The 12,787-nt window shown below is 57.6% G+C and carries 18 protein-coding genes; 9 read left to right on the top strand and 9 right to left on the bottom strand.

From position 1 onward, the window contains the following. Positions 1–19 precede the first annotated feature (19 nt). The 5 genes from O3S85_RS12720 to O3S85_RS12700 are packed head-to-tail and all read right to left on the bottom strand — an operon-like array spanning position 20 to position 2,291. Complete coding sequence (locus O3S85_RS12720) at positions 20–472, bottom strand: hypothetical protein (protein WP_269540779.1); 453 nt, start codon at positions 470–472, stop codon at positions 20–22. Positions 473–488: 16 nt separating this feature from the next. Continuing rightward, positions 489–632, bottom strand: a complete 144-nt coding sequence (locus O3S85_RS12715; protein WP_269540778.1) for a hypothetical protein — start codon at positions 630–632, stop codon at positions 489–491. A gap of 5 nt (positions 633–637) precedes the next feature. Further along, complete coding sequence (gene rsmH / locus O3S85_RS12710) at positions 638–1,561, bottom strand: 16S rRNA (cytosine(1402)-N(4))-methyltransferase RsmH (protein ID WP_269540776.1); 924 nt, start codon at positions 1,559–1,561, stop codon at positions 638–640. Positions 1,562–1,586: 25 nt separating this feature from the next. Next, positions 1,587–1,790, bottom strand: a complete 204-nt coding sequence (locus O3S85_RS12705; RefSeq protein ID WP_269540775.1) for a hypothetical protein — start codon at positions 1,788–1,790, stop codon at positions 1,587–1,589. 39 nt (positions 1,791–1,829) lie between these two features. Continuing rightward, entirely contained in the window at positions 1,830–2,291 is a 462-nt protein-coding gene (locus O3S85_RS12700) for a division/cell wall cluster transcriptional repressor MraZ (RefSeq protein ID WP_269540773.1), read from the bottom strand. 186 nt (positions 2,292–2,477) lie between these two features. On the opposite strand from O3S85_RS12700, the gene O3S85_RS12695 reads away from it, so the two are divergent. Next, positions 2,478–3,254, top strand: a complete 777-nt coding sequence (locus O3S85_RS12695) for a TlyA family RNA methyltransferase (RefSeq protein ID WP_269540770.1) — start codon at positions 2,478–2,480, stop codon at positions 3,252–3,254. Between the two features lie 57 nt (positions 3,255–3,311). Here O3S85_RS12695 and O3S85_RS12690 read toward each other — a convergent pair whose 3' ends face one another. From O3S85_RS12690 to rpsU, 3 genes are all read right to left on the bottom strand, one after another. Beyond that, the gene (locus O3S85_RS12690) at positions 3,312–3,932 is read right to left on the bottom strand and encodes a PEP-CTERM sorting domain-containing protein (protein WP_269540768.1); all 621 of its coding nucleotides are present in this window, start codon (positions 3,930–3,932) and stop codon (positions 3,312–3,314) included. Positions 3,933–4,067: 135 nt separating this feature from the next. Then, positions 4,068–4,868, bottom strand: coding sequence for a hypothetical protein (locus O3S85_RS12685; RefSeq protein WP_269540766.1), 801 nt, complete (start codon positions 4,866–4,868; stop codon positions 4,068–4,070). A 281-nt stretch (positions 4,869–5,149) separates the two neighbouring features. Next, positions 5,150–5,350, bottom strand: coding sequence for a 30S ribosomal protein S21 (gene rpsU, locus O3S85_RS12680; protein ID WP_269540765.1), 201 nt, complete (start codon positions 5,348–5,350; stop codon positions 5,150–5,152). A 267-nt stretch (positions 5,351–5,617) separates the two neighbouring features. Between rpsU and O3S85_RS12675 the strand changes: the two genes are divergently transcribed. Next, a complete protein-coding gene (locus tag O3S85_RS12675; RefSeq protein WP_269540763.1) occupies positions 5,618–6,346 on the top strand; it encodes a TrmH family RNA methyltransferase in 729 nt (242 codons plus the stop codon). 196 nt (positions 6,347–6,542) lie between these two features. On the opposite strand, the gene O3S85_RS12670 is transcribed toward O3S85_RS12675, so the two are convergent. Continuing rightward, positions 6,543–7,463 (bottom strand): hypothetical protein, encoded by a 921-nt coding sequence (locus O3S85_RS12670; RefSeq protein ID WP_269540762.1) that lies wholly within the window; start codon positions 7,461–7,463, stop codon positions 6,543–6,545. 52 nt (positions 7,464–7,515) lie between these two features. Between O3S85_RS12670 and O3S85_RS12665 the strand changes: the two genes are divergently transcribed. From O3S85_RS12665 to O3S85_RS12635, 7 genes are all read left to right on the top strand, one after another. After that, positions 7,516–8,355, top strand: a complete 840-nt coding sequence (locus tag O3S85_RS12665; protein ID WP_269540761.1) for an MBL fold metallo-hydrolase — start codon at positions 7,516–7,518, stop codon at positions 8,353–8,355. A gap of 53 nt (positions 8,356–8,408) precedes the next feature. Next, positions 8,409–9,083: a PEP-CTERM sorting domain-containing protein gene (locus O3S85_RS12660; RefSeq protein ID WP_269540759.1), complete on the top strand. Its 675-nt coding sequence runs from the start codon at positions 8,409–8,411 to the stop codon at positions 9,081–9,083. A 138-nt stretch (positions 9,084–9,221) separates the two neighbouring features. After that, entirely contained in the window at positions 9,222–9,719 is a 498-nt protein-coding gene (locus O3S85_RS12655; protein ID WP_269540758.1) for a ferritin, read from the top strand. Between the two features lie 212 nt (positions 9,720–9,931). Continuing rightward, entirely contained in the window at positions 9,932–10,375 is a 444-nt protein-coding gene (locus O3S85_RS12650; RefSeq protein ID WP_269540756.1) for a methyltransferase family protein, read from the top strand. A gap of 287 nt (positions 10,376–10,662) precedes the next feature. Next, the gene (locus O3S85_RS12645) at positions 10,663–11,175 is read left to right on the top strand and encodes a glycine cleavage system transcriptional repressor (protein ID WP_269540755.1); all 513 of its coding nucleotides are present in this window, start codon (positions 10,663–10,665) and stop codon (positions 11,173–11,175) included. A 195-nt stretch (positions 11,176–11,370) separates the two neighbouring features. Next, positions 11,371–11,829 carry an acetolactate synthase gene (locus tag O3S85_RS12640; RefSeq protein ID WP_269540754.1) on the top strand — a complete coding sequence of 153 codons (459 nt, stop codon included), beginning with the start codon at positions 11,371–11,373 and terminating at the stop codon, positions 11,827–11,829. 45 nt (positions 11,830–11,874) lie between these two features. After that, positions 11,875–12,558 (top strand): class I SAM-dependent methyltransferase, encoded by a 684-nt coding sequence (locus O3S85_RS12635; protein WP_269540751.1) that lies wholly within the window; start codon positions 11,875–11,877, stop codon positions 12,556–12,558. Positions 12,559–12,787 lie beyond the last annotated feature (229 nt).

Genomic DNA, 12,787 nt, shown 5'->3' with positions numbered 1-12,787 from the left:
AGCCTCCCTTGGCAGTGGTTTATGGTAAGGCGAAAGAAATGGATAGTGGTGACTCCGGCTCGGCGGCGGGGGCCACAGCCACAGCAGTGGCGGGTTGGTTGATCGGTGCCGCTGGAGCAGCGGGTGCCTGGACCGGCAATGCCGGGTCGACGTAATCCGTGGGGCGCAGCGGCGTGGCACGCGGCATCCAAACGATCTGGTCACCCTGGGTCGGGCGCAGACCGGCCGGAGCGCGGGACGTCAAATACTGCGGACTGTGCGCCTTGGCAATGCGGGCATCCAGCGCGGCAGCCTGGCGCTCGGCCTGGGTAATCTGCACTTGGATGGCCTGCGTTTCCTTGGCGGTTGTCGCCACGCTCTTGCGCAAGTAGACCACGCCAAAGGCACCCCCGGCGACAACGAGCAACGTAAGTGCGCCCATCGCGAAGGCCGAGAATCGGCAGATGTTGATGTTTTGCGTATAATGAGTCATGGCAGAAAAGTTGAGGTTAACGGTGGTCCCGGCTCAGGCCGGGCAAAGCGCCACGCAGGCGACGGAATATCGCACGCTTGCAACGGCGAACGGTCATCTGTGTCGTAGAGCGGCGCTTGAGCATATCCCAGATGTGGTCTGATTGGATGGCGGTCTTCATAACCCTCAGTCTTGAGGTGAAGTCAGCTTGCGGACGGCCCGTAGTTTGGCCGAACGGCTGCGCGGATTGGCGGCGATCTCCGCCTCGGCGGCGGTAATCGGTTTGCGGGTAAGCCTTTCGGCGAGTTGCACGCGCTCATCTTGCGCGCGGTAGTCGCGTCCATGCTCGGGTCGCCCGGTCACGCGATTGAAGAATCGCTTCACCAGACGGTCTTCCAGGGAGTGGAAACTGATAACGGCCAGCACGCCTCCGGGGGCCAGGGCGTCAAACGCCTTGGGCAGGCCCTCCTCGATCGCGCCCAACTCGTCGTTGACGGCAATGCGGATGCCTTGAAACGACTTGGTCGCGGGATGGATGCGCTCACCGCGGCGTTGGGAAACGTTAGCGGCGATCAAATCGGCCAGCTTCGCGGTAGATTGCAGGACGCCGGTTCCGCGGGCGTTGAAGATCGCGTCGACCACCCGGCGCCACTGTTTTTCCTCACCGTGGTTACGGATGGCATGGATGACGTCTTCGCGGCTGGCGGTTTCAAGAAACTCGGCTGCGGACACGCCCTGACGCGGGTTCAAGCGCATGTCCGCAGGCGCGTCCTCCCGAAAGGAGAAGCCCCGCTCGGCCTGGTCCAACTGAAAGGAGGAAACGCCGAGGTCCAACAAGACCCCGGCGAACCCAGTTTGCGTCAGTTTGTCCAGTTTACGGAAATTAAGATCAAAGAACGAAAGTCGGTCGGGATAACGCTCCCTCAGGGCGGCGGCCCGCTCAGCAGCGGCAGGGTCGCAATCGAGTCCGGTGACGTGTGCTTGTTCGCTGGCTTCGAGGATGGCAGTCGTGTGGCCGCCTCCGCCGAAGGTGCCATCGAGATACCGGCCTTGCTGAATGGGCGAGAAGCATTCGAGCACCTCGTTGAGCAGCACTGGCAGGTGTCCCATAGTCCGAGTCAAAGCGGTTGAGCCATTAGCGAAGGTGAAGCACATGGGACAGGACCCTCCAGCCGCGGGCGGAAACCTTCATGGAAGGCTCTTCGCGGGTTGCCCCCTCGAGAAAGGGCAGGTCCTGGCGGCCAAGCGGACGGCGTGGCTGGTCAAATTCCCAGTCGGTCGGTCCTGAACGTTGGCGGCCCAAGATGCCGGCGTTGTAGAGTTGTTTGCTGATTTTCATGGTGAGGTGTTCGGTTGGAAATTTTCATGTGTCTTTGGATTAGAAGCCCAGATCGGCGAGGATGTCGCTCAGATCGCCGTCTTCGTCTTCTTCGTCGTCGGCGACGTAGGCTTCGTAGCGCTCCGGATTCCAGAGCTGGAAGAAGTTAACGGTGCCCGCCAACACAACCTCTTTGGTAATGCCAGCGTGCTGGAACAAACGGTCGTTGACCGTGATCCGCCCGTTCTTGTCGAAGGAAAAACTGTCAGCCGATGCCAGAAGCTTGGTGATGGCCCGGCGGCCCTTCTTGTCGCCAATGCTGACCTTGGAAATCTTCTCCTTCAGCTCGGCTACCATCTCGGGCGGATAGACCGTCACGCAACCCGCTGGATCGGGGAACGCGAGGTAGGTCTGAGAATCGTCACCTTCACTACGCCACTTGGACGGGACCGTGAGCCTCCGCTTGGCGTCCAGATTGTGTCTGAACTCCCCTGCGTAAAAGCCCTGGTTGAAGTCGATCATGGAGATAAGTGCGCGCGTCTCAGTAGTCCCACTACATCCCACAATGCCCCACTTTGCTCCCCCGTCAACCTTTTTTCTTCCGTAAACACGTCATACGTAACGATTTTGGCAAATTTGGAGGCTGATTTTTGTGAATAACTTGGTAATTTTGGTGAATAACTCCCCGAAAACCGATATTCACCCAAAATGACGTCCCACTTCGCCCCCCACACGCCCCCCAAACGTGCCGACGAGCTTCTCGTGGCCCAAGGGGTGGTCGAATCCCGGGCAATCGCTCAGCGAATTATCAAATCCGGTCAGGCATTTCGGGCCGACGGGTCCACCATCGCCAAACCGAGTACCAAGATTCCCGCCGACGAGCCGCTGACCATCACCGCCCCGCCCCGCTTCGTGTCCCAGGGCGGCGAGAAGCTGGAGTCGTGGTTCGACGCGCATCCGTTGGACTTCAGCGGCCTGGCTGCGCTCGATGTCGGTGCTTCCACGGGCGGCTTCACCGACTGCCTGCTCCAACGCGGCGCGGCACACGTAACCGGAATCGACGTCGGGCATGGCCAGCTCCACCCTCGCCTGCTCGACGATGAACGCGTTACTAATATAGAAGGGCTCAACGCCAAGGACCTCGATGAGGCCGAACTGCCCCACGAGGTTTACCCCATCGTCGTGGCGGACCTGTCCTTCATCTCCTTAAAGAAGGTCATCGAGCCAATCTGGAACCGCGTCGCCCCGGGAGGTACGGCCATCCTACTGGTTAAGCCGCAATTCGAGGCCCCCAAGGAAGTAATTTCCAAAACCAAGGGTATCTTGCGCGACGACGCCCTTCGCGCCGAAACGCTGGCCGGCGTCATTGCCGAAGCCACCGCCCTGCCCGGCTGCAAAATCATTGGCCAGATTGAATGCCCTGTCGCTGGCGGCGACGGCAACCGCGAATACCTGCTCGGCCTAAGCAAGAGCGACATCCACTAGGTGAACACAAAAAAGCGCCAGCAGCGATCACTACTGGCGCTTCGACATCTAATAAGCTCAGACTTCAGACATGGTCGATGCCATACGTTTACGGCGCATCCAAACAAAGCCGACCAGTCCCAACATCCCGAGCGCTGCAATATAAGTCCCCGGCTCAGGAATTGCTGAAACCGCATTTAGCTGGACAGAGTCACCTGCGCCAGTCCAAGTCCACGAATACACTCCTGGAGTCACTCCCATGCTCGCCAGTGATTGCCCAGTGAAAGTGCCACCACCGGTAACTGGCGTGCCTGCCGAATATCCGCTAGGTAAAATCAAGGCACCAGCACCCAACCCCAACGTTAGATCAAGTCCCACGATTGCCGAGCCTCCATCATTCAAATTGGCATTAAGCAATGTCCCGGCACCGAAGTTCAAATCGCCAGTAATACTACCCACAGTTGGTAAAAACAATTCACCAGTTAGGTTCGTCCCAGTCTGAATAATCACGGTGTTTGGATTAACCAAACCCACGATAGGAGCCGAGACACCCGCCGAACTCAATCCAGACAAGCTCGTCAACGAACCTGAAACCGTCAACTCAACGTCGGGGCCGTTTTCTTGCAGCGTAAAGAGCAGCAAGGCGTGTGAAGGAAGCGAGAAAATGCAGAAACACAGAAAAGGCAGCAGTTTTTTCATGTTGTAAATCATACTAAATAATTAAGTAAGAACAACGCCAAGCATCCCTTATATTTTAGGGCTACCTAATGTATCTGTACAATAAATGCGGCGCCCCATGGAGCGCCACATCGAAAGCCTAGCTGTCTATACCGTCTACTCGATAGTGCCAAAGTCCATAATGACCGGCTCCTCTTCTTCAGCCTTGGCTGGGTCTTCTTTAGCTTCTTCGACCTTCTCCTGCACCTGCTTGGCGGTCTCTTCAGGGTTCGGAGCCTGCTTGGCCTTTTCCTGTAGAGCCTGATCGACGGGAGTGGTCTGCACTTGAGCCGGGGGCTGCGGTGACTCGGCCCGCTGGATGATCTGCTCAACCATCTCAGCGCCCTTGGGATCTTCGTAAGTGACAACGCCGTCCTTACCCTTGGTCCACTTGACGTCCTTGCTGTCCGTAATCAGCTCTTCACCGGGCGCGACCGTCGGCTCGGAAGTCAGCACAATGCCTGTGTCGCGACCAGTTTTGGGTGTATCTTTGGTCTTAATACTGCGTGACAGCAGACCCATGTCGATTGCATCAGCGGACTGGGACTCGGGCTCGGGCGAGACAACCGGCTCCGGCTTTTCGTAAATGATCGCGTTATCTTCAGCGAGAACGGCGTCATTGACCTCCTTTTCGGTCTTTTCTTCCACCATGTGGTTGACCGTATGAGTGTCGTTGGCCATGCGCTCAGCTTCGCGCTTATCTTTCAGCTTCTCGTGGTACTCGCGGCGCTCCAAGTCTTCAAGAAGCAGCTCCTTCTTCTCGCGATATTCGTTCCAGGAGAGCTCGCCGTTGAAGTATTGTTCCTTGAGCGGCATGAGCTCGTGCTCGCGTTCGAACCAATTATTGACGCCCTTACAGCCGGAAAGGAAAAGCGAGCCAGCCAAGACTCCCAGAGTAATCCCGTAGAATGAATTCATGACAGCAGATTATTAATGATATGATGGATTTTGCCGGAGTGGTAGTCGCCCGACAGCCGGAGCAGTTCGGTGTTAAGTGTTTAGGCGCTAATAAGATAAACGCAAGCATGCTGTCGCCCACGGGGCGGTTTTTTACGAGCATTTGGCAAACGGTAACGGCCCGCCATCGGGCCAAATACTCAGTTTGTCCGGCGTCAATCGCCTACAAAGTCGCCAAATGGAGACACAAAAAACCGGCGGGACTGCTGTCCACGCCGGCTAAAGCTTTTGCGTTGATGCGCTTACTGGTTCTCGTAACGCTGGCGCAGCATGTTAGTGAAGGCAGCAACCTTCTTCTTGCGGCGGCGCACTTCACAGGGCTTTTCAAAATAACGCTTGGCGCGGACGTCACGGATGACACCCTCGCGGTCGAGCTTCTTCTTCAAGCGGCGGAGCGCCTTTTCCATGGGCTCGCCTTTACGGACTTTGACATCAACTGGCATAGGAATTCTTAAAAGTAATTGTGGGAAAAAGCAGAGGATAAAGCGACATCTTCCGCCATTCGTCAAGCGAAATTCGGTAGATAATAGCGAATAAGTAATAACGAATGACGAATTGTGGATAGCGAATGCCGAAATGAAGGATATTCCACTTTCCATGCCACGGGGATTCGCCCTGAGCTATTCGCCATTCGCAATCCTAAATTCACCATTCGCCATTCCAAATAAAACATTCGCCATTCCCCATTCGGCCTTCGCTATTATCCCCCGATGCCCAATCCCGTATTCGATCCTCTGCCCGATGAGCTCGTCGCCGCGCTGGAGTCCATGCCGCGCGACCAGCTCGCCCAACTGCGGGAAAAGCTCATTATCGAGCGTGACCACCCGCGCCGCCTGACCGAGATGAAGCGCGTCCTCGGCGAGCGCACCCAGTGGCTCACGGTCGTGCTGGAGGACATCTTTCAGCCGCACAACAGCTCCGCCGTTCTGCGCACCTGCGAATGTTTTGGCGTACAAACGGTCCACGTGGCCGAGGTCACCAAGAAGTTCAAGATCAGCAACCAGGTCGCCATGGGCGGCGCGAAGTGGATCGATGTCGAGCGCTACGAGCAGACCACCGACTGCCTGGACCGCCTCCGCGCGCAGGGTTACCGCACCGCCGCCGCCACGCTGCGCGACGACGCGCTGCCCCTCGACGAGATCCCCCTCGACAAGCCCCTGGCCGTCCTGATCGGCCATGAGCGTAAGGGTCTTTCTCAAGCCGCCCACGACGCGGCCGATGTCTGGTTCAGCCTGCCGATGCACGGCTTCACTCAGAGCTACAATTTGTCCGTCTTCAGCTCGCTCTGCCTCTACGAGCTCACCGAACGCCTCCGCGACAGCGACCTCCCCTGGCGGCTCAGCGACGAGGAACAAGAGCGCATTCTAACCCGCTGGCTCTGCCAAGACGCTAAGTCCACCCAGCGATATGCCCAGGGGCTGATCGGCCAAACTAGCTAATTCTACCACAGGCCATTCCCCAAAGGTGGCGGCCGATATCCCTATCGGCCAGAGACTCGGCTGCCAGCATCCATAAGTTCGCGAGAGCAGCTTATGGCAGATAAGTCTATTGAAATATCCCTAGCTATTGGCCGCTGCTCTGGCCGATAGGGACATCGGCCGCCACCTCAAAGAACCCTCCAAGCGGTAACAACACCTACCGCCGCCCCACCGTCAGCATCCGCGAGATTGGCAAATGAAATACGCCACGCTGCTCATTCGTTAAGAGCAACGTATCGGCGTCCATGAAGCAGATGGCCTCGATCTGGCCTTCGCGAATCGGCAGCCACAGCGCCGGCCCCTCGAACATCTTGTCGGCATCGCCTCCGGGCGGGTCGAACACCCACACACCCGTATAAGTCAGCACCGCGATGCGCTCACCGTTGTTCCAGGAATCCGCGGCAGTGACCATCTCGCGGAGGTTCGCTTTCGCGACCAAGGTCAGCGCGTTGGACTTCTCTTTATCGAACGTGTCCATCCGGTAAAGCGCGGCGTCGCGGTCGGCCCGGTGCTTCATGACGAGATAAATCTGATCCTGCGCAACGAAGACGGCCTCGCAGTCAAAGTTATTCATCGGCGGCGGGAACTCCCACTGCTCCGGATAATGCACACGCCAAGTCTCCGTGGGCGTGATGCTCGTTGCGGTCGCGTAGTCCGGCATCGGCACGCGGTAGAGGGTCAGGTTGCGGCGGCGGTTGTTGTTATTACCCAAGTCGGCAATGATGAGGTTGCCGTTAAAATCGCTGGCGAGGTCTTCCCAATCTTGATTCCGTGCGCCCTCGACCGCCACGCCCTCGGCACCGGCCTTGCCGATCACTTGCCCATAGGCATTGATCGCGAAAATCCGCGCACGGTCGCCGCTGTCGTTCATTGTCCAGTAAACACCCGCTTCCGCGCCACGCGCCAGGCCGGATGATTCGTTGATGGCGCGGGGCAACTCGCCAACTTCCTCCAGCGCCACCGCGCCGCGCTGGGGCACATCGTAGTAGGCCACCTTGCCCGTGCCGGCGGAGGTCGCGCATCCGGTCAACAGCGCCAACGCCACGACGGCCCAAAATGTTTTTCCCCTTGTGTTCATAAAACGTCCGCCAACACTGGACAAGCTGCCAATCACCGCAATTCATTTCGCCATGAGCATTCCCATTGAAGACCTCGCCGAAGACGTCGTCGGCAAAGCACAATCCGGCCTCGGCCTTAGCGACGGCGAGCTCGCCGAACAATGCGGGGCCGACCGCCAAGCCATCCGCCAACTGCGCAAAGGCACCTTCTGTGCCGACACCGCTCGCGTCATCGCGCCCAGCCTCGGTCTCGACGCCGACGCCCTAATCGCCCTCGGCGAAAAGACCTGGTATCCTGACCCCATCGAGCTCGACGGACTCGCGCAGATCAACACCCCGCATCCCGTCCCCGGCTACGAGGAAATGACGGTCAACGCCTACCTGATCGCCGACCCCGCCACGGGCCAGGCCGCCGCCTTCGACACCGGTGCCGATGCATCCCCGCTGATCGCCATGCTGCAACGCAAAGGCTGGACGCTGCAGTCTATTTATATAACGCACACCCACCGCGATCACATTAAGGACCTTAGCTCGCTCAAAGCCCGCCTTGAGCCCGGTGGCAAAGTTTATGCCCACCCCAGCGAGTCGCTCACCGGTGCCACGGAGCTGCGCGATGGCGAATCCTTCACGCTCGGCTCGCTCAAGATTACCGCCCGCGTAACCAGCGGCCACTCACCGGGCGGGACAAGCTTCATCGTCGAAGGCCTCGCCCGCACGGTCGCCATTGTGGGCGATGCCATTTTTGCCGGTTCCATCGGTGGCGTCCGCGCGAACTACCGACTCGCGCTCAAAATGATCCGCGAGCACATCCTCAGTTTGCCTGGCGAGGCCATCCTCTGCCCCGGTCACGGCCCGATGACCACCGTCACCAACGAGCAACAGCGAAATCCCTTCTTTGCGGGTGATTTTTAGGATCGTAAAAAATCAGGGAATATTTACCCTAACCAAGCATCTAGTATAATTTTATGAACAAATCCTACCTATTGCTTATCACGGGCCTAATCGGGGTATCCGCGGCACAAGCCGAGTTGATCACCTACTGGAATATGGACGAAGAGGCCATTTGGGACAAACTCACCCCTAATGACGGAAGCCAGACTGGGGTATCTTCAGTGTTCACCCACTTTAGCGTGGGGATCGGCTCTGAGTTGAGCAATGAAGATGGCACCGAGGTAAACATCCTCCCGCCAATCCCTCCCATCGCGGATAATAACTCCGTTGGCTGGTATCATGTGGGTGCCGCCTACGACAGCGCCTCATTCAGAATTAATGGCTTTAATTTCTCTGGCTACGAGGATGTCGTCGTCTCATTCGCTTACCAAAGCGAAAATTTCTTCACTTGGGACACCAACCTGGATGTCGATTACAGCCTGGACGGTGGCACCAACTGGGAAGACTTTGTTGAAGATGAATCCTACAATGCTGGTTGGGATACTGCCAGCGTTGCACTACCCGCCGCAGTAAACGGCCAGTCCAACGTCTCGATCCGCATTCGCAGTGTTAGCTGGGGCAGTGTCGCAGGATTCCTGGATATCGACAACGTGCAGATCAACGCCACACAAGTCCCCGAGCCCTCGACTTACGCCCTGCTAGCCGGTATCGGCGTGCTAGGTTTGGTTGCTTGGCGTCGCCGCAAGTAATCCTGCAATCTTACTTTCCACGAAGCGCGGCTAGACCAGCCGCGCTTTTTTCGTGCCCGCAAATGTGGGAAAACATTTGGCACCATTACGAAGGTGGTCTAAGTTTAACGCCATCAACCGTTAACCAACATCTATGCTATGAAAATTTCCGACGAAGTGGCGGCGGCCATCAACACGCAGATCAATAACGAACTCACCTCCTCCTACCTCTACCTCGCCATGTCGGCCTGGTTCGAGACCCAGCCCTACCCGGGCTTTGCGAAGTGGATGCTCAAGCAGAGCGAGGAAGAGCGCATGCACGCCATGAAGTTCTTTAACTACCTGAATGACCGTGGCGGCGTGGTAAAACTGGAAGCCATTAAAGAACCCAAGGCGAAGTATTCGAAGCCACTGGAGGCGTTCCAACTCGCACTCGAAAGCGAGATAAAGACCACCAAGCAAATCCACCACATTTACGAAGTCGCTGACACGGCCAAGGACTACGAAACCCGCCACTTCCTGAGCTGGTTCCTCCAAGAGCAAGTCGAAGAAGAAAAGACCGCCTCGGACTGGGTGCAAAAACTCGAACTCGCCGGCGAACACGTCAACGCCCTCTTCAATCTCGACCACGACGCGAACACCCGCGAGGATATCTGAGCGGCATTAAAGGTAGGGCGCAGTCTCCAGACAGCCGCATCAGTGGAGTGGCGTAAGCGGTTGGCTTCAGCCATCCGTCTGCTGCACCGTCAACCTGCCGGCCTCTAAAGAGACCGGCCTACGCTAATCCAACGCATCGGCATGTCAGGAGACTGCGCCCTACCCTCACCAAAAAATCCGCGTTCCATCCGCGTCAATCCGCGGCTAAAAACATGAACCCGCTCAAGCTGCCGCCTTTCTGGTTTCTACTGGCTGTGATCGCGCAATTCGTCTTGGGCTGGGCTTCCAACTCAGGTAGCGGTGGCTGGCCGTGGTATGCGGCGGGATACACATTGCTCGGGCTGGGGATGTTTTTCGTGCTCGGAGCATGGATGTCGTTCCGGCTCCACGAGACGCCGATCTGCCCCTTTCGCGAACCCACGCACCTCATCACCGATGGCGTGTTCCGCATCTCGCGCAACCCCATTTACCTTGGCCAGGTGATCATGCTTTTCGGCCTGGCCACGCTTCATCACGCGTGGATAACACTGCTGCCGATACCGATCCTGATCGCGGTGCTGCACTGGGCATTCATCCGCCCCGAGGAACGCATCCTCGCCAAGACGCACAGCTCCGAATTCGCCGCCTACCGCCAGCGCGTCCGCCCCTGGCTCTGATCAGTTGGCAAAAACATTGCCTAAGTTTGGAGTGCGCCAGCCCCCTGGCGCTTTCAGCATTTTGCGAGCACGTAAGCAAGCGACACTTGGTGCAATTCTTCATTGTCTTCGGTTCCATGCGAAAGCGCCAGAGGGCTGCCGCACTCCAAACGCATCCTTCGCAAACCAGTTGCACCGACTGGGTGCGACTTGAGTTGCGAATACAATAAACCCTCCCCCGCTCGCGAGCGCCACCTCCCACAACGATCACCCTTGACCCGCAGGCACGACAACGATTCGATGCAGCCATGAGCCATTCTTCGTTGATCCTTACCCTCAGTGGACGCGACCAGCCTGGTCTGGTCGAGCGTATGGCACGCGTTATCGCCGAAAACGGCGGCAACTGGGAACAGAGCCGCATGGCCCACCTAGCCCAGCGATTCGTCGGCCTGCTGGAAGTCCATGTCGCCAATGACCAGGCCGCCGCCCTTTGCGACGCCCTGCGCGAAATCCCCGACCTCGAGCTGACCATGCACGTGGAAGAAAAGTCCACCGCGCCCAGTGGTCCCTGCTTCAGCCTCGACCTGCTCGGCGGCGATCAGCCCGGCATTGTCCAAAAGATTTCCCGTGCCTTGGCCGCAGCCGGGGTCAACATCGAGGAGCTCACGACCTCCACCGAAGCCGCGCCCGACTCCGGCGCTCCGCTTTTCCGGGCCAAGATGCGCCTCAGCGGCGGCGGCGACGACGCCCAGCAAGCCATCCAGGCCGAGCTGGAATCCATTGCCCACGACCTGATGGTGGACCTAACGCTGGCGCGTTAGGAGTGTTAAAGTGAGCAAATTAAAGATTAAAGAGTTGGGTGAAGTGATTTTGCAATAGGCGCAAACCCAAGCTTCTCCCCCTCCCCTAACAAATCGACACTTTAATTTGCTCTCTTTAATTTGCTCACTCCAAAATTTGCTCACTCCAAAATAGAGATTGTCTTACATACGTAAGACGCTTTATATAACCCACTTATGAGTGCGGAAATACTGCGCAGCCCGGGCGATGATTACATCCGGCAATTCTCCATTTTTGCGGACAACAAAGTCGGTCGTCTTAATGACATCATCGGCCTTTTGGCCCAGCACGACATTCACATCTTGTCGATCTGCACGGTCGACACGACGGACAGTGCCATTATCCGCCTGATCCCCGACTACTGGGAAAGCGCCAAAGACCTCTTCGAGCAGCATGCCTTTGCCTACTCGCTCAACGAGGTTATGGTCGTCGAGTTCAATTCCGAGGATGACATTCGCAACGTCACCTGCGCATTGACTCAGACCGAGATCAACATCCACTACACTTACCCGATGCTCATGCGCCCCAACGGCAAGTGCGGTCTCGTCCTCCACCTGGAAGACAACGATATGGCCACCGACATTCTCACCTCCAGCGGCATCAAGGTCCTCAAGCTCAACGACCTCGCACGCTAAGCTGCGCGCAACGAGTCAACGCCTGGACCCAAGTTGACCGACCCGATGAAAGCCGAGGGCATCAAAAACGATCCAGTAAACGACAAGGTTTACCAAAACTCAGGCAACCCCGGCGTGATAGGCTGCATTCCGCCAAGCGCCAAGCGCGTATTGGATGTCGGCTGCGGTGCTGGCGACAACGGACGCGCCCTTGCTCAAACCGGGGCCCAAGTCGATGGGCTCACCCTTTCTGAGAGCGAAGCGGCCATTGCCCGGAAATGCCTCAACGCGGTTTACATTCACAACCTCGAATCCGGGCTCCCCGCCGAAGTTACCGCAGGCTACGATGCGATTCTGGCCTCCCACGTTCTGGAGCACATTTGCTTTCCCGAAAAACTCCTGGCCGACATCCGGCGCGTATTGACGGACGACGGCGTATTCGTGGTCGCCCTGCCCAACTTACTCATCCACCGCAATCGGCTAAAAATGCTGCTGGGCGAGTTTGAATACGAATCGGGCGGCATCATGGACAACACCCACTTCAAGTGGTACACCTTTAAGTCCGCCCAAGACCTGCTGCGCAGCCACGGCTTCACTATTGTGGAGGCCTTTGCGGAAGGCAACGCCCCCATCGGCCCCTTGCGCAAACTCATGCCTTCCGGCCTGGCTTCCGCCATTGATCGCGCCGCCACCAAAGCGTTCCCCGGCATGTTCGGCTGGCAGATGATCTTTGTGGCCAAGAAAACGTAAAGCCCGGCCTTGGGCCAACGGACATTCAAAAGAATCAATCGCGATCAAGCCGGACTACCATCAGTCCTTGAAGATGAGCACCAAAGGTGCGAACTCATACTAGCCTAGGGTCAGCGTAAGTCGCAGCGCGACTGAAGCGCAGCCCTAGTGTGTTGTCAGCGAAGTTTAGCACATAGGTGTGCGACCTTTGCGATAATATCCTCGGCAGTTGCGGTCCAATAAAATGGCT

This window comes from Cerasicoccus sp. TK19100 (assembly GCF_027257155.1).
Lineage (GTDB): Bacteria > Verrucomicrobiota > Verrucomicrobiia > Opitutales > Cerasicoccaceae > Cerasicoccus > Cerasicoccus fimbriatus.
This window is presented reverse-complemented; position numbering and strand designations above follow the sequence as displayed.